This window comes from Stakelama sediminis (assembly GCF_014199335.1).
Taxonomy (GTDB): Bacteria; Pseudomonadota; Alphaproteobacteria; order Sphingomonadales; family Sphingomonadaceae; genus Sphingomonas; species Sphingomonas sediminis.
In genome coordinates this window covers 411811-437628 of record NZ_JACIJI010000001.1, presented here as the reverse complement: position 1 = coordinate 437628, position 25818 = coordinate 411811, and the positions used below count along the sequence as shown (strand labels likewise).

Annotated in this window: 24 protein-coding genes and 1 riboswitch; of the genes, 10 read left to right on the top strand and 14 right to left on the bottom strand. The window is 62.4% G+C overall.

Going from position 1 to position 25818, the window contains the following annotated elements; genetic code table 11:
- Positions 1-41 precede the first annotated feature (41 nt).
- On the top strand, positions 42-2705 hold the full coding sequence (gene ppdK / locus FHR23_RS02195; RefSeq protein WP_184001285.1) for a pyruvate, phosphate dikinase: 2664 nt from the start codon (positions 42-44) through the stop codon (positions 2703-2705).
- A gap of 165 nt (positions 2706-2870) precedes the next feature.
- Here the strand turns inward: ppdK and FHR23_RS02190 are convergent, their stop codons facing one another.
- The 10 genes from FHR23_RS02190 to FHR23_RS02145 form a co-directional block, all read right to left on the bottom strand.
- Entirely contained in the window at positions 2871-3797 is a 927-nt protein-coding gene (locus FHR23_RS02190) for a hypothetical protein (protein WP_246359660.1), read from the bottom strand.
- Between the two features lie 94 nt (positions 3798-3891).
- Positions 3892-5670: an adenylyl cyclase gene (locus FHR23_RS02185; protein WP_246359659.1), complete on the bottom strand. Its 1779-nt coding sequence runs from the start codon at positions 5668-5670 to the stop codon at positions 3892-3894.
- A gap of 101 nt (positions 5671-5771) precedes the next feature.
- The gene (locus FHR23_RS02180) at positions 5772-6320 is read right to left on the bottom strand and encodes a hypothetical protein (protein ID WP_221227323.1); all 549 of its coding nucleotides are present in this window, start codon (positions 6318-6320) and stop codon (positions 5772-5774) included.
- 75 nt (positions 6321-6395) lie between these two features.
- Entirely contained in the window at positions 6396-7394 is a 999-nt protein-coding gene (locus FHR23_RS02175; protein WP_184001283.1) for a type II secretion system F family protein, read from the bottom strand.
- 14 nt (positions 7395-7408) lie between these two features.
- Positions 7409-8383, bottom strand: coding sequence for a type II secretion system F family protein (locus FHR23_RS02170; protein ID WP_184001282.1), 975 nt, complete (start codon positions 8381-8383; stop codon positions 7409-7411).
- 48 nt (positions 8384-8431) lie between these two features.
- Positions 8432-9712: a pilus assembly protein CpaE gene (locus tag FHR23_RS02165; RefSeq protein ID WP_184001281.1), complete on the bottom strand. Its 1281-nt coding sequence runs from the start codon at positions 9710-9712 to the stop codon at positions 8432-8434.
- Positions 9709-10347 (bottom strand): CpaD family pilus assembly protein, encoded by a 639-nt coding sequence (locus FHR23_RS02160; RefSeq protein ID WP_184001280.1) that lies wholly within the window; start codon positions 10345-10347, stop codon positions 9709-9711. The genes FHR23_RS02165 and FHR23_RS02160 overlap by 4 nt, the downstream gene beginning before the upstream one ends.
- A 26-nt stretch (positions 10348-10373) precedes the next feature.
- Entirely contained in the window at positions 10374-11924 is a 1551-nt protein-coding gene (locus FHR23_RS02155) for a type II and III secretion system protein family protein (protein WP_184001279.1), read from the bottom strand.
- A 2-nt stretch (positions 11925-11926) separates the two neighbouring features.
- Positions 11927-12958: a Flp pilus assembly protein CpaB gene (gene cpaB / locus FHR23_RS02150; protein WP_184001278.1), complete on the bottom strand. Its 1032-nt coding sequence runs from the start codon at positions 12956-12958 to the stop codon at positions 11927-11929.
- Positions 12959-13008: 50 nt separating this feature from the next.
- Positions 13009-13482: an A24 family peptidase gene (locus FHR23_RS02145; RefSeq protein ID WP_184001277.1), complete on the bottom strand. Its 474-nt coding sequence runs from the start codon at positions 13480-13482 to the stop codon at positions 13009-13011.
- A 49-nt stretch (positions 13483-13531) separates the two neighbouring features.
- Between FHR23_RS02145 and FHR23_RS02140 the strand changes: the two genes are divergently transcribed.
- From FHR23_RS02140 to mgrA, 4 genes are all read left to right on the top strand, one after another.
- Positions 13532-14479, top strand: a complete 948-nt coding sequence (locus tag FHR23_RS02140) for an alpha/beta fold hydrolase (RefSeq protein WP_184001276.1) — start codon at positions 13532-13534, stop codon at positions 14477-14479.
- The gene (locus FHR23_RS02135; protein ID WP_184001275.1) at positions 14479-15558 is read left to right on the top strand and encodes an NAD(P)/FAD-dependent oxidoreductase; all 1080 of its coding nucleotides are present in this window, start codon (positions 14479-14481) and stop codon (positions 15556-15558) included. The genes FHR23_RS02140 and FHR23_RS02135 overlap by 1 nt, the downstream gene beginning before the upstream one ends.
- Before the next feature lie 59 nt (positions 15559-15617).
- Positions 15618-15794: a YegP family protein gene (locus FHR23_RS02130; RefSeq protein WP_184001274.1), complete on the top strand. Its 177-nt coding sequence runs from the start codon at positions 15618-15620 to the stop codon at positions 15792-15794.
- A 131-nt stretch (positions 15795-15925) separates the two neighbouring features.
- Positions 15926-16987 carry an L-glyceraldehyde 3-phosphate reductase gene (gene mgrA / locus FHR23_RS02125; protein ID WP_184001273.1) on the top strand — a complete coding sequence of 354 codons (1062 nt, stop codon included), beginning with the start codon at positions 15926-15928 and terminating at the stop codon, positions 16985-16987.
- A gap of 24 nt (positions 16988-17011) precedes the next feature.
- Here mgrA and FHR23_RS02120 read toward each other — a convergent pair whose 3' ends face one another.
- The 4 genes from FHR23_RS02120 to ispH form a co-directional block, all read right to left on the bottom strand.
- On the bottom strand, positions 17012-17665 hold the full coding sequence (locus FHR23_RS02120; protein ID WP_184001272.1) for an FABP family protein: 654 nt from the start codon (positions 17663-17665) through the stop codon (positions 17012-17014).
- Between the two features lie 81 nt (positions 17666-17746).
- Positions 17747-18190: a ribonuclease HI gene (gene rnhA / locus FHR23_RS02115; protein WP_184001271.1), complete on the bottom strand. Its 444-nt coding sequence runs from the start codon at positions 18188-18190 to the stop codon at positions 17747-17749.
- Positions 18187-19152, bottom strand: coding sequence for a homoserine kinase (gene thrB / locus FHR23_RS02110; protein WP_184001270.1), 966 nt, complete (start codon positions 19150-19152; stop codon positions 18187-18189). The genes rnhA and thrB overlap by 4 nt, the downstream gene beginning before the upstream one ends.
- 6 nt (positions 19153-19158) lie before the next feature.
- Entirely contained in the window at positions 19159-20109 is a 951-nt protein-coding gene (ispH, locus tag FHR23_RS02105) for a 4-hydroxy-3-methylbut-2-enyl diphosphate reductase (protein ID WP_184001269.1), read from the bottom strand.
- A gap of 123 nt (positions 20110-20232) precedes the next feature.
- Between ispH and FHR23_RS02100 the strand changes: the two genes are divergently transcribed.
- From FHR23_RS02100 to gcvPB, 5 genes are all read left to right on the top strand, one after another.
- Positions 20233-20886 (top strand): hypothetical protein, encoded by a 654-nt coding sequence (locus tag FHR23_RS02100; protein ID WP_425506348.1) that lies wholly within the window; start codon positions 20233-20235, stop codon positions 20884-20886.
- A 107-nt stretch (positions 20887-20993) separates the two neighbouring features.
- Positions 20994-21088, top strand: a riboswitch (glycine riboswitch).
- A gap of 178 nt (positions 21089-21266) precedes the next feature.
- Positions 21267-22397 carry a glycine cleavage system aminomethyltransferase GcvT gene (gene gcvT, locus FHR23_RS02095; RefSeq protein WP_246359658.1) on the top strand — a complete coding sequence of 377 codons (1131 nt, stop codon included), beginning with the start codon at positions 21267-21269 and terminating at the stop codon, positions 22395-22397.
- On the top strand, positions 22394-22765 hold the full coding sequence (gene gcvH / locus FHR23_RS02090) for a glycine cleavage system protein GcvH (RefSeq protein ID WP_184001267.1): 372 nt from the start codon (positions 22394-22396) through the stop codon (positions 22763-22765). The genes gcvT and gcvH overlap by 4 nt, the downstream gene beginning before the upstream one ends.
- A 109-nt stretch (positions 22766-22874) precedes the next feature.
- Positions 22875-24233, top strand: coding sequence for an aminomethyl-transferring glycine dehydrogenase subunit GcvPA (gene gcvPA / locus FHR23_RS02085; protein WP_184001266.1), 1359 nt, complete (start codon positions 22875-22877; stop codon positions 24231-24233).
- A 29-nt stretch (positions 24234-24262) separates the two neighbouring features.
- Positions 24263-25801 (top strand): aminomethyl-transferring glycine dehydrogenase subunit GcvPB, encoded by a 1539-nt coding sequence (gene gcvPB / locus FHR23_RS02080; RefSeq protein WP_246359720.1) that lies wholly within the window; start codon positions 24263-24265, stop codon positions 25799-25801.
- Positions 25802-25818: the final 17 nt, after the last annotated feature.

Here is a 25818-nt window from a genome sequence, read left to right as displayed (position 1 = left end):
TTCCTCCCCGGAAATGAGCACCGAAACCAGCAGGGACGACCATGACCAAATATGTGTACCGCTTCGGCGGCGGAATTTCGGAAGGCGGGAGCGGGGACAAGAATCTGCTCGGCGGCAAGGGGGCGAACCTTGCCGAAATGGCTTCGATCGGACTGCCGGTGCCGCCCGGTTTCACCATCTCGACCGAAATGTGCACCCGCTATTATGAGGAAGGCGAGACCTTTCCCGACAGCCTGCGCCAAGAAGTCGCCGACGGCGTTGCACATATTGAGAAAATCACCGGCAAGACGTTCGGCGATCCGTCCGATCCGCTGCTCGTGTCGGTGCGTTCGGGCGCGCGCGTGTCGATGCCGGGCATGATGGACACGGTCCTCAACCTCGGCCTGAACGACGAAACGGTCGAGGGGCTGGCGAAAAAGGCGGATGACGAACGCTTCGCCTGGGACAGCTATCGTCGCTTCATCCAGATGTATTGCGACGTCGTCCTCGGCCTCGACCATGGCCGGTTCGAGGAAGCGCTGGAAATCGCCAAGGAAGATCGCGGCTACAATCTCGATACCGAGATGACGGCGAAGGACTGGCGCGCGCTGGTCGATGAGTACAAGGAGTTGGTGAAGGAAATGTGGGAAAAGCCGTTCCCGCAGGACGTCAACGACCAGCTCTGGACCGCGATCGGCGCGGTGTTCGGATCGTGGAATGCCGAACGCGCCAAGGTCTATCGCCGCTTGAACGACATTCCCGGCGACTGGGGCACCGCCGTCAATGTGCAGGCGATGGTGTTCGGCAATATGGGCGAAACCTCTGCCACCGGCGTTGCCTTCACCCGCGATCCGTCGACGGGGGAGAAAGGCTATTACGGCGAATTCCTGATCAACGCGCAGGGGGAGGATGTCGTCGCCGGCATCCGTACGCCGCAATATCTGACCAAAGCCGCGCGCGCGAAGGCAGGCGCGAAGCCGCTCAGCATGGAAGAGGCGATGCCCGCCACCTATGCCGAGCTGGCGGAGGTCTTCGCAAAGCTCGAAAACCATTATCGCGATATGCAGGATATCGAATTTACGGTGGAGCGTGAGCATCTGTGGATGCTGCAGACGCGCACCGGCAAGCGCACGGCCAAGGCGGCGCTGAAGATCGCGATCGACATGGCGGGCGAGGGGCTGATTTCGCAGGATGAGGCGGTGCTGCGCGTCGATCCGGCCGCGCTCGACCAGTTGCTGCACCCCACGCTCGACCCCGAAGCGCATCGCGACGTGCTGACCAAGGGGTTACCGGCCAGCCCCGGCGCGGCGTCGGGCAAGGTGGTGTTCGATGCCGATACGGCCGAAAAGGCCGCCGCGAACGGTGAAGCGGTAATTCTGGTGCGGATCGAAACCTCGCCGGAAGATATTCACGGGATGCACGCGGCAAAGGGCATCCTGACCGCACGCGGCGGGATGACCAGTCACGCCGCCGTGGTCGCGCGCGGCATGGGACGCCCTTGCGTCTCCGGCGCGGGCACGCTTTCGATCAAGGCCAAGGAAGGCGTGATGCGCGTCGGCAGCCGCGAGGTGAAGGAAGGAGACATCATCACCATCGACGGCGCGACCGGTGAAGTGATGGTGGGGGCGGTGCCGACGGTGCAGCCCGAACTGGCGGGCGATTTCGGCACGCTGATGGAATGGGCGGACAAGGGGCGGCGGCTGAAGGTCCGTACCAATGCCGAAACGCCCACTGACTGTCAGACCGCGCGCGATTTCGGCGCGGAGGGTATCGGCCTGTGCCGTACCGAACATATGTTCTTCGATGCCGGACGCATTACCGCCGTGCGCCAGATGATTCTGGCCGAAGATGAGGCGGAGCGGCGTGCCGCGCTCGACAAGCTGCTGCCCGAACAGCGCGGTGACTTCACCCAGATTTTCGAGGTGATGGCGGGCCTGCCCTGCACGATCCGGTTGCTCGATCCGCCGCTGCACGAATTCCTGCCGCATGAGGATGGGGAATTTTCCGAAGTGGCAAAGGCGACCGGCGTCGATGTCGAAACGCTCAAGCGCCGCGCAGGTGAGCTGCACGAATTCAACCCGATGCTGGGCCATCGCGGTTGCCGTCTGGGCGTCACTTACCCCGAAATCTATGAGATGCAGGCGCGCGCGATTTTCGAAGCCGCGTGCGACGTCGCCGATAAATCGGGCGAGGCACCCATCCCTGAGGTGATGATCCCGCTGGTCGCGACCAAGAAGGAACTCGACCTGATGAAGGCGGTGGTGGTCGCCGCCGCCAAGGCCGTGTTCGAGGAGCGCGGGCGCACCATCGACTATCTGGTCGGTACGATGATCGAACTGCCGCGTGCCGCACTGATGGCCGGAAAGATCGCGGAGACGGCGGAGTTTTTCAGCTTCGGCACCAACGACCTGACCCAGACCGCGCTGGGCGTCAGCCGCGACGATGCCGGACGGTTCCTGTCGACCTATGTCGAAAAGGGGATTTACCCGCGTGATCCGTTCGTCAGTCTGGATGTCGAGGGCGTGGGCGAACTGATCGAGATTGCCGCCGAACGCGGACGTGCGACCCGGCCCGATATTAAGCTGGGGATTTGCGGTGAACATGGCGGCGATCCGGCCTCTATCGCATTCTGTGAGAAGACCGGACTCAACTATGTCTCCGCCTCGCCCTATCGCGTGCCGATCGCGCGGCTGGCGGCGGCGCAGGCGGCGTTGAATAAAGGATGACCGTCCTCCCGGCGGGTGCCGTGTGCGCTCGCCGGGGTATAGCGTTGCTGGATTGCCACGCGCCTATGGCGCTCGCAATGACGATAGCGGTGCCGTCATTGCGAGGAGCCGCAGGTGACGAAGCAATCCAGCCAAGTAGGCAAAGCCGTTCAGCGCTGCACGTCCCTATTTTCCGTAGGACCGTACTTCCTTACGCTCATAGTCGATTTCGATGCGCACCCAGTCGCCGATCTGCGGGACGCCGCCGATCTGCGGAGGGCGGACGCGGAATTGCCATGAAGCGGCGAGCACCGCGCGGGCAAGCCCCGATCCTTCGGGATATTCGTCGACCTTGACGCAATCCTCGACGCGGTAATTCGGTGCGGTCTTGCATGCGATCAGCCCCCAGCCGGGGCCGCGTGCGGTCGAGAGATAGCCCGCCAGTTCCTCGTTCGTCGGTTCACGATACCAGCGCGCGGCATAGAGAGGCGCGCCGTTGGGGGCAGTGCCCACGCGCTTGCTGTCGCCGCTGTCTGAGGCGCTGGCGAGTAACGGGTCGGCCACCGGGCCATAGGTGCCACCCGACGGTTTTGCCGGAGGGGCATGCTTGACCGGCCTGGCATTGGTAATGTCGGTCGATGCCATCTGGTCGGTCGACAACTGGATAAAGGGCAGGGGCTTTGGCGTCTGTTCGGGCTTCGGCGCCGGTTTGGGTGGTGTAGGAGCGGGCTGCGGCGTGGTTTGCGGCTGATGCTGCACCGGCTTGGGCTTTTCCTGCCTGCCCGTTTTCGGGGTCTGCTCCGCTTCGGATGGCGTGGGCGCCTGTTTCGGTGTGTAGAAGCTCAGGACCGGCGCTTCTTTCGCCTTGTGATGGAATTGGGGTGCTGCGAGGCTGAGCAGCAGCAATGCCAGCAACGCCTCGCACAGCAGCGCCAGCAGCATTCCCGCCGCGCGCTGTCCAAAGCGCGAGTCCAGCCAGTCGCGCACCTTGCGATACGCGGATGTAACGGGTTGAAAAGGGGAACCTCGATCCGGAGAGGCGGCGGAATAAGCGGGCAAGGCGGTTTCGGCAGCAGGAGGGTCTGGCAATACGCGGCATTGCGTCGGTTTCATGTCTGACGCCTTTCCCGTTTATCGTTTCTCCCCCTGCCTACGCAATCCGCAAAGTCATTTTACCCTGCGCCCGGTCGCATAATCGCAACGGGCCTCAACCGGGCGGATAGCGTACCAGCGTCTGGCGAATGGCACCCCTGGTCGCTGCTGCCCCCGTATCGTTGACGATGTGTTCGATCGTTCCCATGCCGCCGCCCAGCGAAATGGTGGTTACGTCGCGAAACACCACGTCGGGCTTTTTCGGCGCTTCGATGGCGCTTTCCAGCACGATCGAAGGATCGGCGGTGAAGTTCGAGTAGATCCCCATGCCGACGGCAAGGTGATGGTCGACATGATCGGCAACTTTGTAGGCAGCCCATCCGCGCGTTTTCCCGGCCATATAGGCGGCCTGGCTGGGCGGGTCGTAGGGCAGTTCGTTCTGGTAGAAATAGGTGCGCCCGCGTTCGCCGTTCCACAGGGTCTGATATTTTTCGAAATGCTCGACGAACAGGCCGTACATGGTGATGTCATCGCCGTTGACGACCAGCCCCTGATTGCCGCGATTTTCTTTCCAGCCGACAAAGACGCGGTGATGCGCGCGGTCGCCGTGATCGGCCCGCCAGATCCACAGATGGTCGCCGATGACATGATGGCTGTTGATTTCCAGACAGGTATCGACCAGCCCCGGTGCCGCGCCGCCGACCCGAAAAAACACATCGTGGAGTGAGATGGGATTGGCGCGGTGGTCGCCCGATGCGTTGCGCTGCCCGATTTGCAGTAGGATCGGCGACTCCACGGGGCCGGCATCGAACAACAGTCCGGAAACCGTCGCGCCGGGCAGGTCGTCGACCACCATCGCGGTGCTGCCCTTTTCGGCGAGCAGGGTGGCAAGGCCAAGGCCCAGCACGATGGTGTCGGGGCGGGTGACGCGGATCGGTTGCGACAGGCGATAGACGCCCGGTGTCAGCAACAGGTGCCGTCCGGCGGCAAGCGCCGCGTTGATCCGGCTGACCGCCATGTCGGGCGTGGCGATCAGGAATTTGGTGAGCGGTACCGATGTGCCTTTCGGCATCCCGTCAGCCCAGCTCTGGCCGCTGCTCGTATAGCGCAGGGCGGGGCGGAATACTTCCCACGATCCTGCCTGCGTGACGTAGAGAAAGGGCTTGTCGCGAATGACCGGCGTGGTCGCAATGGTCGTATAGGGCGGTTCGGGAAAGCTGGTTTTCGGCGCGCCATTGACGCCGACGAAGACCATGTTCCAGTTCGACCCCTGCCAGCCGCCGATGCTGCTGTCGCGGGTGAACCATTGTTGCTGCGTACCCGAATGGATGGTGCCGTCTACCTTCGTATCGGCCATGAAGCCGCCGCTCGACCATCCGCCGTCGTCGAGTGCCAGATCGCCCATCAGATGCATCCGGCGATAGGGGGCGGCCTGCGACACCGCCCAGCGATCCTTGCCGTCCGGCGGCCGAACCGCCATATTTTCTGCCCCACGCCAGAAATTGACCAGGGCGTTGCCATGGTTCCAGTCCGCCTCCACATGGACGTGACCATCGACCGTCACGTCATCGGGCATCGCGCCCAGACCCGCGATCTGCGTAAGGAAGCCGACATTGATGTCGAGCCTGTGCCGACCGGGCTTCAACAGGACCGCGTAGCGCGCATCGGTGAAATGCGCGCTTTCCTGCTGCTGGAAGATGCTGTTCAGCCGCGTCTGGACCATGTCGGCCGGCATTGCGGGATCGACAATCAGGACATTGGGGCCGAGGTCGGGATCGGATGCGGTTGCCGCATGGGCGCGTACCGGCAGGTTCAATGAGGCGGCTACGCCTGCACCCGCCAGTCCTGCCAATACGGACCGCCGTGCCGTGCCGCTATCCTGCTCCGATGCCATCGCTCTCTCCATCCGTTACGATTTTTGAGAACGTTATCAATAAAATGTCTTTGCTATGCAAGAGCTGAAGGATGGCACAGGAAAGCGGCGCGCCGAAACGCCTACAGATAATCGCGCCTGTGCTCTTCTTCGCGGCCTTCACGCAGCATCGCGGCCTGTTCACGCCAGCGTTCATTGGCGATGCGTCCGCGTGCCATGCCCAGCCTTTCCTCCAGTGCGCTGGCATCGCTTTCGCTCAGCGCCTCGATGGCGGCATAGGTTTTGATACCTTCGGTGTGCAGGGCCTTTTCGTCGGCCTCGTCAATACCGCGAATGCGCGACAGATTGTCGCGGCCCCAGCCGAACCAGCCGCCCCGGTTTGCCGGGCGATCTTCGGTCACGGCGCGTCCGGTAACGGTGGACGCGGCAACCGGGGAAGCCCTGGCGATACGGTCGCGTTCGGCTTCTGCCTCACGAATGCGGGCATCGCGTTCCTTGATTGCGGCTTCCTGTTCCAGCCGATAGCTTTTGTGTTCGGCCTCCAGCGTCCGATAGCGATCGCGCCATTTGCGTCCGCCGGGATGGCTGGCCAGACCGAAAAACCAGCCCGCGATAATCGCCAGCGCCAGCAGCAGAAACTGGGTCGGTGTTTGAAACAGCATGTCGTGCACGATATCCGTCTCCCGATTGATACGGGAAGATAACGGTTATCGGGGGACCAGCGTTCCCGGCCCCCTGAAAACGCATCAGCGATGAATGAGCTGATCGCTGATCGAACAGGCCGCCGGGCCCAGAATGACGACAAACAGCGTCGGCAGGATGAACAGGATCAGCGGCACCGTCATGATCGCGGGCAGGCGGGCCGCCTTTTCCTCGGCGCGCATCATGCGCTCGTTGCGGAATTCGGCCGACAGAACGCGCAATGCGGAGGCGAGCGGCGTACCGTATTTCTCCGTCTGTATCATCGTTGTCACGACGCCTTTCACGGCGTCGAGGTCGATGCGCATGGCGAGATTTTCAAATGCCTGTCGCCGGTCGGTTAGAAAGCCGAGTTCAATCGCCGTCAGCGAAAATTCCTCACCCAGTTCGGGATAGGCACGCCCCAGTTCGCGCGCGACGCGGGCAAATGCGGCATCGACGGTAAGGCCCGCTTCTGCACAGATCACCAGCAGATCAAGTGCATCGGGAAGCCCCTTGCGGATCGCATCCGACCGCTTGGTAATCTTGTTCTTCAGATAGATGTCGGGTGCCTTGTACGACAGGATCAGCGTACCGGCGACCAGTCCATAGGCCTTGAGCGGGCTCCAGGTCGCAACCATGTCGGTACCGTACACCAGATAGATGATCAGCCCGCCCAGCACGATCGGTGCCACCATCCGGCCGAAAATCACCGCGACCGCATAATCCTTGTTGCGGATACCGGCCTGCATCAGCTTGATCTGCGCAGCCTTGACCTGATCGTCCTGCAGCACTTTCAGTGAATTGAGCAGGGCGCGGATGCGGTCGGTCGTCTCGTTCTTCTGAACCAGCTTGGCGCGGCGTTTCGACGTGGAGGCGGTAATACCGGCCTTCAGTTGTTCGCGCCGGTCGTTAAGCGCCTTGACGCGTTTTGACATCGGATTGCGAACCGTGGTCACGGCATAAAGGGCAACCAGCATTGCGCCCGCTGCCACTGCCGCGAGCAGCGTCGCTACCCAGAAAACGTCTACACCCAGGATTGTGGGGCCACCGGAGGCTGTCGTCATGGAAAATGCCTCCCTTAAATCTCGAAACTGACCATTTTGGCCATGATGAACACACCGATGCCCATCCAGATCAGGCCGCCAAGCCCGGCGACCATCAGCCGTTCGTCGGTGAAGAAGTTCTTCATATAGTCGTTGTTGACCATCCAGATCAGGCCGAAGACGATGAAGGGCAGGGACCCGACGATATAGGCCGATGCCTTGGATTCCGACGACATCGCCTTGATCTTCAGCTTCATCTGCGCGCGCTGGCGCAGCACGGTGGCGAGGTTGGCCAGCGTTTCGGCCAGGTTGCCGCCGGTTTCGCGCTGAATGGCGATGGTGATGACGAAGAACTGAAATTCGGGCGTGCCAAGCCGGTCGGAGGTTTCCTGAAGCGCAGCATCGAGCGTCCGGCCGATCTTCATCTTGTCGGCAACGGAGCGAAACTCGTCGCCCACCGGGCCTTCGACCTCATGCCCGACAACTCCCATGGTTTCGGTAATCGGCAGGCCAGAGCGCAGGCCGCGCACCAGCAATTCAATGGCATCGGGGAACTTGATCGTGAACTGGTTGATGCGGCGCTTGATGAAATAGCCGACCGCCATGTGCGGAATGCCCAGCCCCAGAAAAACCCCCAGTAACAGCGCCAGCAAAAACGGAGCGCCCTTGATCGCAAGCAATAAGGCAGTGACGATCGTAATACCGCCTGCCGCCATGCCATATTGACTTACCGTCCAGTTTTTCCCCGTCATTGCCAGGCGTTTTTTGAGCAATACAGGACGGGGAACGAACCGGGCGAAGGTTTCGTCCATCCGTGTATCGTTCTTGGCGGTAATGCGCCGCATCTGCGCTTCCATCTTGACGGAAGCGCTTTGCGAATGACGGGTTTTCAGCTCCATCATGCGACGCTCAACCGCGCGCGCGGCGGAAGGGCCGGAAAAGGCGATCACGAGCAGCGCGAGCACGCCGAACGTACCCAGAGCCAGCAAGATTATCGGCAGCATTTCCATGCTTTTATACCGTCCTTCCCTCTCATCCCCGCCAACCGGCGGCGATGATTATTTGGCGTTCTGCTTGGCAGGCTTTTTCGGCTTGAGTGCGCTCAGCTTGTCGAGCAGCGATCCGCCTTTACCCGCCTTGTTCTTATCGCCGTCGATCTCGTCCTCATTTGCCGCCAGCAATTGCTGGGACAGCGAAACCAGCGGGGCGATCGTTTTCGATCCCTTGCCGGCCTCCGCCAGCGGACGACCCAGCTTGGCCGCCTGAGTGGCAAGCTTCTGGTCGAAGGCGATGACATAATCGACCTTGCGTTCGATCGAGCTTTCGAAATCCTTGCGGCTGATCTCCAGTTGAGCAGCCGGATGGACCCGATTGGCAACCAGTATGACCGTTGCCTGCGGAGCATTGGATTTCAGCCAGCTCAACAGCCGGATGGAATCGCGTGCCGCAGCAAGCGTGAATTCGGTGACCAGTACCACGGTCTGAATGTCGGTCAGAAGATGCGGATACTGCACCATCACCGAGCGCGGCAGATCGACCACCGAGCAGTCAAATGCGTGGCGCAGTTCTTCCTGCAACTGGTAATAGGCCGACCCGTCCGTAACGATGGGTGCATTGATCGGTGCTTCGGCCGAAAGGATGGCCAGCCGGTCGGATGCACGCACCATCGCGCGTTCGATGAACAGCCCGTCGATACGGCTGGGATTTTCGATCGCGTCGGTCAGGCCACGTCCCGGCTCCAGGTCGAGCGACAGGGCATCGGTCCCGAAATGCACGTCGAGATCGAGCAGACCGGTCGTGCGCTCGCCCTTGCTGCTCAACAGCCAGGCCAGCGAAGTGGCGACCGACGACGCGCCGACCCCGCCGCGTGTGCCGATGATGGCCAGCGCGCAATGCGGGTGCTCGTTGCCTCCTTCCGCCATTTTGGGGGCGGAGAGGGTCGCCTGTGCCTGTGCGAAACAATCCCGCAGCATTTCAGGATTGAGCGGCTTCAGCAGATAATCCTGAATGCCGCTGGCAAGCAGGTCGCGATACAGGCGAACATCGTTCACCTGCCCGGCGGCGATCACCACCGTGCCGGGTTCGCAGACTTCCGCCAGCGCGTTGATATCGTTGAGAGGGTCGCCCGATTCGGAAAGATCGACGAACAGGATCGACGGGCTGGCCGATACCGACAGCGACTGAACCGCGTTACGCAGGCCTCCCTTGTTGACCTTCTCCGGCGACCAGCCCTGCTCGACCGCGATCGAACGCAGAGCGTCGGCAGAACTTTCGTCGCAGACAAAGGCGGTAAAGGGTTCGCGTTGCCCGGTGCGTCCGGGGGTCCAGGGTGCGTTCACTGGCTGCCTCCCGATGAAGTGGATTCGGTCTTCAGGCCGTTTGCGCCGGTTGGTTTGGCATCGCGCAGCGTGTCGATCGCCTTTGCCGCGGTGTCGGGATCGCTGACCCCGGTGCCGGGTTGACCGCGTACCAGATCTTCCGGTTGCGCCACCATTGCGGCGAGGTTCTGGTTCACCGCGCAGCCGAAATCGGTGCTGGTATGGCCGTTGAAATTGGGTTGTCCGGAGCCCGACCAGTCGGGGCATCCCGGAACCGCAGCGTGCATACGGGTGACGATGACGCGCACGGTACCGGGCGTCACCGCGCCGGGCGGTACAGGTGCCGCGCCGCTCAGCAGCAGGCCATATTGCGCTGCCTGGGCCGCGACCTGTTCGCGGGCGACGGCTGAATCGCCGGCCGGATCGTACACATAGACATGGTCGCCATAGCCAAGGCGGAGCGACGACATCCATCCGGCAAGGCGCTGCACCTCACTGGGTGCCAGACCGGAACCGCCGGTCGTAAGATCAAGCATATAGCTCTGACGACTGACCACAGGCTGATGCTGGCTTTCCATGCCGCGATAGCCGGAACTGCACCCGGCCAGCAGGATCGCCGGAAGCGTGGCCGCGAGGATCGAGGTACGAGAGAACATGGGTGTCTCCTAAAAGCTGCGACGCATCAGGGCTGGCTGAAGCCGGGCATGGCGGATTTGCCATCCTGCCGCTGGGCGGGAAGGGCGGTCGGTTTGTCGGCGTCCTGCGACTTTTTCTTCTTGTTGCGGTCGCCCGGCAGATCGGGACCGGCGGGCAGCGCTGCCGCCGCGCCCAGCGAGGGAGCAGGCGAATCCTGCGGCGCCATGGTCGGCGTCGGTCGCGAAGCGCTGTTGCCGCTCGACAATTGCCCCATCAGCACGCGCTGAAGGTCGGTCGGTGCCTTGTAGCCGTCGGTCGGCAACGCGATCTGATTGGCGTTGACCGGTTTGACCAGATAGGGCGTGATGACGATCACCAGCTCGGTTTCGTTGCGCTGGAACCCGTTCGAACGGAACAGCGTGCCGAGGATCGGGATGTCGCCCAGACCCGGAGCCTTGTCGATCGAGTTCTGATGGTTGTTCGACAACAGGCCCGCGATCATGAAGCTCTGACCCGATCCCACCTCGACCGTGGTTTCCGCGCGCCGGGTGGTCAGGGCGGGAATGGTGGTGCCGCTGATCGTAACCGCGCCCGCATCCGAAAGCTGCGACACTTCGGGGCGCACACGGATCGAGATCCGGCCGTCGGCGAGCACCGTCGGCGTGTAAGACAGGCTGACGCCATATTGTTTATATTCGACCGAGACCGCACCCAGCCCCTGACTGACGGGGATCGGAATCTCGCCGCCTGCCAGAAACGACCCGGTTTCACCCGAAAGCGCCGAGAGGTTGGTGGTATTGAGCGTCGTCACCTGACCGTCGCGTTCACCCAGGTTGAGCGCGCCAAGGATGTTCAGGCCGAGCAGCTTGCCAGCGGCCCCCAGCGTGGTGCCGTACTGCCCCATCGGAAGCTGCGGCTGGGACGCGCCGCCGCCGATGCCGTCGAACGTGCCCTGCGTGCCTTGTGCGATACCGAACTGGAACCCGTTGGAGGTGTCCTGAGACGTCAGGTTCATGCCGATATTCTTGATGAAGCTGCGGCTGACTTCGGCGAATTTTACCTGCAGGTTAACCTGCAAAGGCGTTGCAGTCTTCAGCCGCGTAATCACCTTCGTCTTGTCGCCGACAAATGCCTGAACCAGTTGTTTCGCTTCGGCGGCGTCGTCGGGGCTGGCGACGGTACCAGTCAGCAGGACCAGTCCGTTCATTGTCGTCGCGCGGATTTGCGCATCCGGCATGGCGAGACCCAGCATCGATTGTACCGACGTGATGTTCTGGCCGACGCGGACACTGGTCGCATAGACCACCTTGCCCGATTTGGCGGTGGCATAGACGTTGGTTTCACCAGGTCCCTTGGCGAAGATATATACCTTCGTCGGGGACTGGACCTGGACATCCGCAACCTTGTCATCAGCGACGAAGACGTTGGACACCGGAGTTGCCAGGTTGACCAGACGGCCCTGACCCAGATTGAGTTCGACGGTCGTTCCCGGTTCGGGCAGCGTCTGCGCCACACCGGGAGCGGTCGCGACCGCCACGGTGGCGAGGGACGCTGTCAGCGCGAACGCCATCGTCAGTTTATTTGCCTTGAGTCGCATGGTTATTTCTTCCCCCCGACCGGGACGACGGTCACGGTATTGCCGCGGGCAACCCTGACCACCGGGCCGGTAACAGCCGGTGTCGCACCACCGGGAAAGGACGGTCCCGAAGGAGCCATGCCCATATTCCCGCTTTCGCTCGACGCTTTGCCGGGCACGGTGCTGCGCTGGAAACGGGATACATCGGCACCCGTTGAATAGGTTTTGCGTGCGTCGATCGGCATGGCGTCGACGGCGGCAAGCATTTCCTTTTCCTTCTTCGGATCGCCGTCGTCGGGGACATTGATTTCCCCGGACGCGATGGCCGCTTCCAACTGGCGTTTGTTGTCGGCGATCGAGCGCAGCGACAGCGACAGCGTGCCAAGCGTTTGCGCGACCGCGATTTCTTCCGCGATCTTGGGCGTCGCCTCGACGGTTACCGTCGAATAAGGCTTGATGACCGGTTTACCGTTTTCGTCGGTTTCATTCTCGGTGCTCTGGTCAGTGGCCAGCACGCGCAGATTGCGCAGTATGGTTTCCGCAGCTTTAAGAGGCGGGCCATCGCCGCCGCCGGGCACCGACTGAGTCAGCAACAGGTCGACCCGATCGCCGGGAAAGACGAAGCCGGCAACCGCGCTTTGCGCAGAAACCGGAACGGTGACTGCGCGCATGCCCGGTGCGAGTGCCGCCGCCAGGAAGCCACGGTCGCCCGGTTTGATCAGCGCACCCTGCGTGATCGGCTGACCCGCAGGGATCGCATAGCGCACGACAGTGCCGAGCAGCGACTTCTGGTCGGTCTTGCCCTCGATATAATAGGCGTTTTCCACCAGATCCTTGGGCCATGGCTGAAAGGTGAAGGAATCGGTCGTCAGGATCGTGCCCACGGGCAACGCCTTTTTCGCGATCAGCACCTTCGGGCCGGTGACGACGGTCGGCGGCGGTGCCGCACTGACCTCCGGAGCGGTCGAGCCCATCATCAGGCTGCGCGCCATAAACGCGGTGAGCCCTGCGACGACGAGCGCGCCTACCAGTAGAATGATTTTCCGTGCATCCATGTCAGTCTTGGCCTTTCGGAAAAAAGCGGGCCGGTTGATCCGGCGTTAAGCTATCCGGTAAAATGGTTAAAAATCGGTTCGCGAAGTATGATCAGGCTGGCGAGCACGATGGCGACGCCGTAGGGAATCTCCGGCACCGTCTTCGACTTGCGCAGCCATTTTTCGATCAGCATGATCAGCGTCAGCGCGCCGCCGAGCAGCGACATCAGCACCAGCATCCAGATCAGCGGTTGCAGCGGCAGCCACAGCGCCAGTGCAGCGAGCAGCTTCACATCGCCGCCACCCATCTGACCCAGCGCAAATGCCATGGTGAAGAGTGCCAGCACGCCCGCGCCCAGGCCGAACTGAATCGCCATGTCGGGCCATATCGGCAGCCCGTTGGCGACCCACCACAGCGGTGCGAGCAACGCGATTACGGCGTTTTTCCAGTTCGCAATCTCACGCGTGCGCACGTCCTCGATGCCGGCCGAGACCAGCAGGATGACCAGAGCGGCCAGCAAACCTGGAATAATTAATTCCCCCATCACGCCTAATCCCTAGACGCAATGGCTTTCCAAAAAGTAACCAACGGTCATGGCTGCATCCGCTCTCTTTCGCCGTGCGATTCCCGCCGGTGCCGAAATCACCCGCTGGCACGCCTCCGATGGCTGGGCGCTGCGTCGGTTCGACTGGCCCGCCGAAGCAGGCAAGGCGCGCGGCTCGATCCTGTTTCAGGGCGGCCGCGGCGACATTTTCGAAAAATATCTGGAAAGCTTCGCGCACTGGCACGCGCTCGGCTGGTCGATCACTGCATTCGACTGGCGCGGACAGGGCGGTTCGGGGCGGTTATCCCCCAACCCGCATTGCGGCCATGTCCGCGACTTTGGCATCTATATTGACGATTTGCGGGGTTTTTATGCCGATTGGGCACCTGCGGCGGCGGGTCCGCGCGTGGTGTTCGGCCATTCAATGGGCGGGCATCTGATCCTGCGCGGACTGGTCGAAGGGGCGATTGATCCCGATGCGGCGGTGTTGGTGGCGCCGATGCTGGGCTTGAAGACACCGGTCGGCCCGGTGATCGGCGAGCTGGCCGCGCGGCTGATGACGAAAATCGGCGATCCCGCGCGGCTGGCATGGAAGGCGAATGAAAAGCCCAGTCGCACTGAAACACGCGAATCGCTGCTTACCCATGACCATGCCCGTTATGAAGATGAACTATGGTGGCAGACGGCGAAGCCCGAACTGATGCTTGGACCGCCAAGCTGGCAATGGCTGGTCGAGGCCTTTGCCTCTACCCGGCGCTTGCGCGCGGACAAGCGACTTGGCGCAATGCGGGTGCCGCTGCTGATGCTGATCGCGGAAGCCGACGGGCTGGTCGATGCGAAAGCGGCGATCGCGCTGGCCGGGAAATTGCCCGATGCGGAGTTGATCCGCTTCGGCCCGGAATCGGCGCATGAAATTCTGCGCGAAGCCGATCCGGTGCGTGATCAGGCATTGGCAGAGATTGACCGCTTCCTGACGAGCAGAGTACCGCCCGCCTGATGCCGTTCGATATCGCCATTGTCGGTGCCGGAATCGCGGGTGCCAGCCTTGCCGCTGCGATTGGCGACCGCGCGCGCGTGCTGTTACTGGAGGCGGAGGACCAGCCCGGTTATCACGCCACCGGGCGGTCGGCGGCATTCTGGTCCGAAACCTATGGCGGTCCGGATATTCAGCCTCTGACCACTGCGTCAGGACCGGCTTTGCGGGCAGGCGGGTTTCTGGAGCCACTCGGATCGTTGGGGATCGGTCAGGCGAGTGATAGTGCTGCCATTGAGGCATTTCTGGAAAAGTTTGACGGATCGGGAGTAGAACTCTCCCGCGTCGATCCGCGCGACCATGTGCCCGGTTTGCGCGATGCGTGGTGCGACGCGGTGTGGGAGCCAAGCTGCACCTATATCGATGTTGCCGGCCTGCATGGCGATTGCCTGAGCCGTGCGCGGCGGACAGGAGCGGTGCTGTCGACCGGGGCAACTTTACGCGCGGCGCGGCGTGAAAACGGGCAGTGGCTGCTCGACACGGCGTCGGGCGTGGCGCGTGCGTCGGTGCTGGTTAATGCCGCCGGTGCCTGGGCCGACCCTGTGGCTGCGATGGCGGGAGCGAGACCATTGGGCATCGCGCCGTTCCGCCGGACGATGGTGCAGCTACGCACCGATCCGCCGGTTCCGGACGGTGTCCCGCATGTCGCCGAAATCAACGGTCGTTTCTATTTCAAGCCGGAAGCGGGCGGTAAATTGTGGCTCAGCCCGCATGATGAAATCCCGACCGTGCCCTGCGATGCTGCGCCGGAAGAAATTGATGTCGCGCTTGCCATCGACCGGCTGGAAGGCGCGGTGGACTGGCGGATCGAAGCGGTCGAACGCAAATGGGCGGGTCTGCGCAGCTTTGCCCCCGACCGGCGGCCCGTTTACGGGTTCGCCGCCGAGGTGCCCGGCTTTTTCTGGTTTGCAGGGCAGGGCGGCTTCGGCATCCAGACCGCGCCTGCCGCAGCCGCACTCGCTGCCTCCCTGCTTCTCAACGACCCTGCGATGATGCCGGAGGGTATCGATCCGGATCGCTATGCAGCGACACGCTTTTCCTAGCGAATCGCGATTTGCCTCGTTAACTTCGATCAATCACTTCAACCGGAAAGGGAATGTCGATGGCACACAAGTTCGAAATCTATAAGGACAAGGCTGGCGAGTTTCGAGTCCGCTTCAAATATAATTCGGAAGTGATGTTTTCGACTGAAGGCTATAGCAGCAAGTCCTCTGCTCAGAACGCCATCGACTCCATGAAAAAGAACGGCCCCGGCGCACCTGTCGAAGACAATAGCTAAACGCATAATTTCGGCCTGTTTGCGGGCTGACGCGGAACTCTCTCTGCGCTAACGACATCTGATACCGGTACCGGGCATTCGTTCCGGTCGTTTTCAGAGCCTTTGCCGCTACTCGATGGGAGAGTTCCGCCATGTCCTTTGCGCCGCCCTATATCGCCGATGCCGATCGCTATGACGGTCGCATGCCCTATCGCCGCTGCGGGATTTCCGGACTCGATCTGCCCGCGATCAGCCTTGGCCTGTGGCAGAATTTCGGCGGCGAGGATGTGTTCGAAACGGGCCGCGCGATTCTGCGCCGCGCGTTCGACCGCGGCGTCACGCATTTCGACCTCGCCAATAATTACGGCCCGCCCTATGGCTCTGCGGAGGAGAATTTCGGGCGCGTGCTGGCAAAGGATTTTGCCGGCCATCGCGACGAACTCATCATTTCCAGCAAAGCGGGTTGGGACATGTGGCCCGGACCCTATGGTGATATCGGGGGCAGCAAAAAATATCTGATCGCCAGTTGCGACCAGTCGCTCAAGCGGCTGGGCGTCGATTATGTCGATATCTTCTATTCGCATCGCGTCGATCCGCAAACGCCGCTGGAAGAAACGGTGGGCGCGCTTGCGCAGATCCATCGTCAGGGCAAGGCGCTGTATATCGGTATCTCAAGCTACGAACCGGGACTGACGAAAAAGGCTGTCGCGCTCCTCGCTGAACATAAGGTGCCGTTGCTGATCCATCAGCCGAGCTATTCGATGCTCAACCGCTGGGTGGAAAAGGGGTTGCTCGACACGCTGGGCGATCTGGGCGTCGGCTGCATCGCCTTTTCACCGCTGGCGCAGGGACTTCTCACCAGCAAATATCTGAACGGCATGCCCGACAAGGCGCGCGCGACGAAGGGCGGGTCGTTCGGCAAGGGACTGCTGACCGAGGATAATATCGAACGCGCACGCGCGCTCAATGCGATTGCCGAGCGGCGCGGGCAGACGCTGGCGCAAATGGCGATCGCCTGGGTGCTGCGCGACAAGCGGGTGACCTCCGCACTGATCGGCGCGCGCACCGTCGAACAACTCGACGACTCGCTCGATGCGGTGAAGAATCTCGATTTCACCGAAGCCGAACTGGCCGAGATCGAGCCCTATGCCGTCGATGGCGGTATCGACATCTGGGACAGCTCGACACAGATCACCAGCCTGCCGGAGCGGTAGGTGTAACGCACGCCTGTTCCGGCATCACGCCCCGGACTTCGATGCATTGAGTATTCCCTGCCAGGGGTTGCAATCGGGCGATGCGATCAGCGTCAGCCGGTTGGTGTCGTGGTGCAGGAACGGTTCGTCCTCACCACGAACGGCCAGCATGGTTCGCGAATCGTAGCTCCATGTCCCATCGTCGTGAAACCGGATTTCCAGCCGATAGGAATCGGTGCGGAATGCGCCTTCCAGAAAGTCGGTCGAGCAGATGCCGTAATTGGTCTGGCCGCGCTTCGCTTCGACGACAAAATGGTCGGCATCGGCTTTGGTGTGCCCTGCCGCCAGCAACACCTGCCCGCGCGGAATGGCAAGCGTCTGCTGAATCAGACCGGTTGCCGGTTCCCACAGCCAGTATCCGACCTGATCGTGAAAGGTAATTGCCTCTTCCGGGTCGTTGATATGCGTGTGATAGCGCAGGCCATAGAAGAGCTGCGGCCCGTTGGGCTGGGCGTCGATCGGCTGTAATTCGATGCGTTCGGTATAGCCGCGCCGCTGCGGACCGTCCGCCTTGGGATTGACGTCCTGACCGGCCTTGCCTTCCCAAACCCCCGCCAGCCGCAGCAGCGGCCCCAGATTGGCCAGCGTGTCCGGGTCGATGTTGGCGGGCTCGGTGAAAATATCGTCGGGCAGTTGCATATCGGCTCTCTTTCGTCGGCGATCAGTCAACCGCAGCCGCCATGCCGCGTCAAGAACGGTAATGGCCGGATCGGGAACGCTTCAGCGTGCGGCGAGTGCTGCGTCGCTGGCCAGCCGGTCGGCGCGTTCATTGTCGGGGTGGCCTGCATGGCCCTTCACCCACACCCAGTCGACCTTGTGCGGTTTGGCGGCGGCGAGCAGTTCCTGCCACAGATCGGCATTCTTGACCGGTTTCTTTGCCGCTGTTTTCCAGCCATTACGCTGCCAGCCGTGAATCCATTTGGTCAGGCCGTCCATGACATATTTGCTGTCGGTGGACAGCGTCACCCGGCAGGGGCGTTTCAGTGCGTTCAGCCCGCGAATCGCCGCCATCAGCTCCATGCGGTTGTTGGTGGTGTCGGCCTCTCCGCCCGACAGTTCCTTTTCCGTCGTGCCGGAACGCAGCACCACGCCCCAACCGCCGGGACCGGGATTGCCCTTGCATGCGCCATCGGTCGCCATTTCGACATGGGGAAGGGCCGTCATGCGCAGGTTGTCAGTCGGGCAAGGGCGGGGTCATACACCTTCGCACGCCGCCAGAACGCCAGCGGGTCCTTGCGCGTCACCATCGCGTCGGCGGGTGTATTCAGCCAGTCCCACGCGCGAGACAGAGTGAAGCGGATGCACGATCCGACAGCACAAGTCAGCAACTGGCTGCGTTCGTGACCGTTGAGAGGGAACTGCCCCTCATATCCGGTGGTCAGTGCGTCGGCGACCGCCTTGTCGAAGCGATGTCCCGTGGCATCGAACGACCATGCCGTCAGCGCAACCGCAAGATCGTAAATACGAAGGTCGGTACAGGCGAAATAAAAGTCGATGACGCCGGTTACCCGATCCCCCAGCATCAGCACATTGTCGGGGAAAAGGTCCGCGTGAATCACGCAGCTATCCAGCCCGTCGGCCGACCATGCCGACACTGTGTCGTCCAGTGCGAAGCCAAGATCGTCGTATAATCCCGGAACGATATCGTTCAGGCTCTTTCCGCAGCGTTCGAACAGGGGGCGCCAGTGATCGACACCCATCGTGTTTTCACGCGCCGGTTCGAAATCGGCGAGCGCCCGGTGCATCCGCGCCATCGCCTGTCCGGCGGCGCGCGCCTGTGCGGGAGTAGGGTGGGACACCGACACGCCCGACAGGAATTTGATCAGACAGGCAGGCCGTCCGCACAGTTCGTGAATTTCGCGGCCAGTACGGTCGGGAATGGCGGGCGGCACGGGCTGGCCGCGCTCGGCCAGATGGTCGAGCAGCGCCATGAAAAAGGGCAGGTCGTCCGCCGCCACGCGCTTTTCATAAAGCGTCAGGATGAAGCGGCTCTGCGTCGTTTCGACCAGATAATTGCTGTTTTCGACGCCTTCGGCGATGCCCTTGAACGATACCAGTTCGCCGACGTCGAACCGCGTTAGAAACTCGCCCAGATCTTCCGCCGATACCTGCGTGTAGACTGCCATCCGGAATCAGGCGGTTTGCAGGCCGCGGGGCAGCTTGAAGGTGATGTTTTCGCGCGCGATCTCAACCTCCTGCTCGGTTACGGCAAATCGGGTGGCGATATGATCGACCAGTTCGCGCACGAGTTTTTCCGGGGCGGACGCGCCTGCGGTGATGCCCAGCCGCTTCACACCGTCCAGCCAGGCGAAGTTGAGATCGTCGGCACGCTGCACCAGAATCGCGTCAGCACCGTTGCGTTTCGCCACCTCGACCAGCCGCAGCGAGTTGGAGGAATTGGGTGCGCCGACTACCAGCACCTTGTCGCATGATCCGGCAATCGCCTTCACTGCTGCCTGCCGGTTGGAGGTGGCGTAGCAGATATCGTCGCCCTTGGGCGCGACGATGGCCGGGAACCGTGCCTGCATGGCCGCCGCCACTTCGGCGGTATCGTCCACTGACAGGGTGGTCTGGGTCAGAAATGCCAGGTTGTCGGGATCGGCAGGTTCGAAGGCAGCGACATCGGCAACGGTTTCGATCAGTGTCATGCCGCCTTCGGGAACCTGTCCGAAAGTGCCGATCACTTCCGGGTGCCCGGCATGACCGATGAACAGGATGTGGCGTCCCGCCTCGATCAGGCGCTCGGCCTGCCGATGGACCTTGGACACCAGCGGGCAGGTGGCATCGACATAGGTGAGGCCGCGCTCCTCTGCCTTGGCCGGTACCGCCTTGGGCACGCCATGCGCGGAAAATACCACCGGTGCGTCGTCGGGCACTTCGTCCAGTTCCTCGACAAAGATTGCGCCCTTCGCCTTCAGCGTATCGACCACATATTTGTTATGGACGATTTCGTGGCGGACATAGACCGGCGTGCCATAGCGTTCGATCGCCAGTTCGACGATCTGAATGGCGCGATCCACGCCCGCGCAGAAGCCACGCGGTGCGGCGATCAGGAGTTCGAGCGGGGGAGCGTTTTCAACCATTATCCATTGCCTCTACGCGATTGCTTGCGTGGTGCAAGGGCGCTTCCTATGGTGCGCCGCGTTTTGCCGGTCCGGTGATTGTGTTGCATGACCCGGCGATGAGTATGAAAGGTGTGTCGAACCGTGAATTTCCGCAAGTACGGAATAGCCGCTGCGCTGGCTTTTGTCCCGTTGGTGGCGGGGTGCTCCAAAACCGGGGACATCTCAACCGCAGGCGGAGTGGGTATTACCGCCATCCGCACCTCCTGCCCCGAAGTCGCGGTTCCAGCGGGGACCGGTGACATCACGCTGTTCAACCCTGCCACCAGTCAGGATGCCAGCGCGATCGACGTGACCGCGACAATCACCGATGTCCGTTCGACCTGCAACGACTCGGGCGCCAATGTGCTCACCAACATCACGTTCAATGTTGAGGCGCGCCGCAGCAAGGCGGACGGTGCGCGCGACGTGACCTTCCCCTATTTCATCACCGTGGTGCGCGGTGGTTCGGCGGTGACGGCGAAACGGATCGGTCATGCGACGGTGCATTTTGCCGCCGGTCAGTTGCGCGCGCAGGTCAGCGCCCAAGGTGCGACGTCGATCAATCGCGCTGCCGCGACGATCCCGCAGGATATTCGCGACAAGATCACCCAGAAGCGCAAGGCAGGACAGGCGGATGCGGCGGTCGATCCGCTGTCCGAACCCGATGTGCAGCAGGCGATTCAGCGTGCCACGTTCGAGGCGCTGGTCGGCTTCCAGCTGACCGAGGATCAGCTCAAATATAACGCAACGCGCTGACGCGTGCATTCCGGCGCGGAAAAACGCCGCGCCGGCATATTCGCCAATTGACTCGCGGTCGGCATCTGACGCACTAACAAGAGCGTCGATGCCGGTTTTTCCGGCATGGGCCGCGCACGGGAGAGTGCCGGGGTTTCGACCCTGGCCGCCGAAGGAGCAACCGCCCCGGAATCTCTCAGGCAATCGGGACCGCGCGCGACCTGGCGACACTCTGGAAAGCGAGGCGGTGTTTATGCGTCGTCTCCACCGAAGGGGTAAGCAGGCAGGGGTAAACCCCCGATGCCCGTGAAAGCTCTCAGGTTCCGTGACAGAGGGGGCGATGGAATGCGGAGCCGACGCACCGCATGAAATCGCGTTTTTCTGTTTGCCGGAGACCCCGATTGAGCGAAACGAACGAAACCGAACTGGAAACGCTGACCCTGCCGCTCGACGGCTGGCACCGGGCGCATGGCGGGCGGATGGTGCCCTTTGCCGGATACTGGATGCCGGTGCAGTTCGACGGAATCATGGCCGAACATCAATGGACGCGCGAATCGGCCGGGCTGTTCGACGTCAGCCATATGGGCCAGTTGCATCTTTCCGGTGACGATGTGGTCGCAGCGCTGGAAACGCTGGTGCCCGGCGATATTGCCGCGCTGAAACCGGGACGGATGCGCTATTCGCTGCTGCTTGCCGATAATGGCGGCATTCTCGATGACCTGATGGTCACCAATGCGGGTGACACTCTCTACATGGTCGTCAACGGTGCGGTGAAATGGGACGATATCGCGCATCTGCGTGAATATCTGTCCGACAAGATCACCATCAACCATCTGGAGGATCAGGCACTGCTGGCGCTGCAGGGACCAAAGGCGGTGGATGCGCTGGCACGGCTGGTGCCGGGCGTGACCGATCTGGTGTTCATGCGCGGTGCGGGGTTCGAATGGCAGGGGCATGCGTTGTGGATCAGCCGTTCGGGCTATACCGGTGAGGACGGGTTTGAGATTTCGCTGCCTGCCGAAGCCGCGACCGCCTTTGCCGATGCACTCTGCGCCGAACCGGAGGTGAAGCCGATCGGGCTGGGCGCGCGCGATTCGCTGCGGCTTGAGGCCGGGTTGCCGCTCTATGGCCATGATCTCGACCCCGAAACCACGCCGGTCATGGCCGATCTGGGTTTTGCGTTGTCCAAGCGCCGCCGCGAAGAGGGCGGTTTTCCGGGTGCCGAGCGCATTCTGGCGGAGCGCGAAAACGGTGCCGTGCAAAAGCGTGTCGGCCTGATCATCGACGGACGCCAGCCGGTACGCGAAGGTGCCGATGTGCTGGACGCCGAAGGCAATATGGTCGGCCGCGTCACTTCCGGAGGGTTCGCTCCCAGCGTCGGTAAGCCGATCGCCATGGCCTATGTGCCGGTCGCGATGGCCGAGCCCGGCACCGCCGTGCAACTGGGCCAGCGCGGCAAGATCCATCAGGCGAAGGTTGCAGCCATGCCCTTCGTTCCCCATCGCTATGTTCGTGCAGGAGCATCGAAATGAGCCGTTATTTTACCGAAGACCATGAATGGATCGATCTCGACGGCGATATCGCGACCGTCGGCATCACCGATTATGCGCAAGGCCAGCTCGGCGACATCGTGTTCGTCGAAACGCCTGAAGACGGCAAGCAGTTCGCCAAGGGCGACGAAGCCGCGGTGGTTGAATCGGTCAAGGCTGCGTCCGACGTCTATTCGCCGGTTTCCGGCACGGTGACCGAAGGCAACAGCGCACTCGACGACAATCCCGCGCTGGTCAACGAAGATCCCGAAGGCGAAGGCTGGTTTTTCAAGCTGGAACTGCGCGATGCGGGCGAACTCGACGGCCTGATGGACGAATCCAAATACAAGAAGTTCGTCGAATCGCTGTAAGGAAGCCAACGTCATGCCGGCGTAAGCCGGCATCGCTCGCGGCAGGCGACACTGGCTTGCTGCATGAGACCCCGGTCCGCGCCGGGGCGACGCCATTCAGGAATTTTTGATGCGGTACCTTCCCCTCACTCCGTCCGACCGGCAGGCGATGCTTGCAAAGGTCGGCGCAAAAACCATCGACGATCTGTTCGCCGACGTGCCCGAAGCCGCACGGCTCGACGGGCCGATCCGTGATCTGCCTCCCCATGCCAGTGAGATGGCGGTCGAGCGGCATATGTCGCGGCTGGCGGCGAAGAATCAGACGGCGGGCGATGGCCCGTTCTTCCTCGGCTGCGGCGCATACAAGCATCACGTGCCCGCGACCGTCGATCACATCATTCAGCGCGGCGAGTTTCTGACCGCCTATACGCCCTATCAGCCGGAAATCGCGCAGGGCACGCTGCAGATGCTGTTCGAGTTCCAGACTCAGGTCGCGCGCCTGTTCGGTGTCGATGTCGCCAACGCGTCGATGTATGATGGATCGACCGCCTGCTGGGAAGCGATCACGATGGCGCGCCGGGTGACGAAGCGGGCAAAGGCGATCCTGTCGGGCGGGCTGCATCCGCATTATGTCTCGGTCGCCAACACCATGGCGAAGTTCACCGGGGATCACCTTGTCACGGCGACGCCGACACTGACAGCCGAACCCGACACCGCCGACCTGATCGGGCAGATCGATGACGATACTTCGTGCGTGGTCGTGCAATATCCCGATATTCTCGGCCGGATCGGCGATCTGTCCGACCTTGCCGATGCCTGCCATGCGAAAAAGGCGCTGCTGATCGCGGTCGTGACCGAGCCGGTGGCGCTGGGCGCGATCAAATCGCCCGGTGAGATGGGTGCCGATATCGTCGTCGGCGAAGGCCAGTCGATCGGCGTCGGCCTGCAATTCGGCGGGCCGTATCTGGGGCTGTTCGGCTGTTCGCAAAAGCTGGTGCGGCAGATGCCGGGGAGACTGTGCGGCGAAACCACCGATTCGGAAGGCAAGCGCGGTTTCGTACTGACGCTGTCGACGCGCGAGCAGCATATCCGTCGTGAAAAGGCGACGTCGAATATCTGCACCAATTCCGGCCTGTGTGCGCTGGCTTTTTCGATCCACATGACGCTGCTGGGCGAGGCGGGGTTGCGCAAGCTCGCCGCCGCCAACCATGCCCGCGCCTGTCAGGCCGCCGAACGACTGTCAAAGGTGCCCGGCGTTGAACTGGTCAGCGATGCTTTCTTCAACGAATTCACCGTGAAACTGTCGCAGGAAGCGCGCCCGGTCGTCCGCGCACTGGCGGACAGGGGCGTGCTGGCGGGCGTGTCGCTGGGTCGGCTGTTCCCCGAGGCGGCGGAACTGGCCAACGGGCTAGTCGTCGCTGTCACCGAAACCGTGACGGATGAGGATATCGAAGCCCTGGCAACAGGGCTGCAGGAGGCGCTGGCATGAGCATCAATCAGAGCGGATGGCGCCCGGAAATGGGCAATAGCGGCAATGGCTGCGGCGGCCCGGCGACCTATACCGGCAATCGTGCGCTGATGCTGGAAGAGCCATTGCTGTTCGAGATCGGCAAGCTGAGCAATACCGGTCTGGATATCGAGGAGGTAAAGGCTCCGGCCTCGCGCCTCGGCGGTCTGGAGCGCAAGGCAGATATCGGTTTGCCCGGTCTTTCCGAGCCGGAAACGGTGCGCCATTATACCCGCCTCAGCCGTCAGAATTACGCGATCGACCTCGGCCTCTTCCCGCTGGGAAGCTGCACGATGAAGCATAATCCGCGCCTCAATGAGCGCGTCGCGCGGATGCCGGGTTTCGCCGATATTCATCCGCTGCAACCCGTCGACACGGTACAGGGGGCGCTGGAGGTGATCCATCAGCTTGCGCACTGGCTGGTAACGCTGACCGGTATGCATTCGGTGGCGATGAGCCCGAAGGCGGGCGCGCATGGCGAACTGTGCGGCATCCTTGCCATCCGTGCGGCGCTGGAAGCGCGCGGCGATACGCGGTCCGTGATTCTGGTGCCCGAAAGCGCGCACGGCACCAATCCTGCCACCGCCGCCTTTGCCGGGTACAAGGTCGAGAATATCCCGGCGACGAAGGACGGCCGCGTCGATCTGGCCGCGTTGCAGGAACGGCTTGGGCCGGACGTCGCCGCGGTGATGATCACCAACCCCAATACCTGCGGGCTGTTCGAACGCGATATGAAGGCGATCTCGGACGCAGTGCACGCGGCGGGCGCGCTGGTTTATTGCGACGGCGCCAATTTCAACGCGATCGTCGGGCGCGTGCGCCCCGGCGACCTGGGCGTCGATGCGATGCACATCAACCTGCACAAGACCTTCTCCACCCCGCATGGCGGCGGTGGACCCGGCTCCGGCCCGGTGGTGTTTTCCGAAGCGCTGACTTCCTTCGCGCCGCTGCCCTTCGTCGAAAAGACGGCGGACGGTTTCGCGCTGGTCGAGGAGGAAACTGCCGGCGAACATCATGCCCGCTCGTTCGGGCGCATGGTCGCGTTCCACGGTCAGATGGGCATGTTCACCCGTGCGCTCGCCTATATCCTCAGCCACGGCGCCGACGGGCTGAAACAGGTGGCGGAGGATGCCGTGCTCAACGCCAATTACATCCTGCGTAGTCTGGAGGATGTGCTCGACGCGCCGTTCGCCGCGTCGGGTCCGTGTATGCATGAGGCGATCTTCTCCGATGCCGGTCTGGCCGAAGGTTTCACTACGCTCGACATCGCCAAGGCGCTGATCGACGAAGGGTATCATCCGATGACGATGTATTTCCCGCTCGTCGTTCACGGCGCGATGCTGGTCGAGCCGACCGAAACCGAGTCGAAGGATACGCTGGATCAGTTCATCGGCGCACTGCGTTCGGTGGCGGAACGCGCCAAGGCAGGCGATGAAGCGTTGAAGGGTGCGCCCTATTATGCGCCGCGTCGTCGTCTCGATGAAACGCAGGCTGCGCGCAAGCCAGTCCTGGTGTGGAACGAACCGCAACAGGCCGAGGCGGCGGAATAACCGGGAACCTTTGCCGT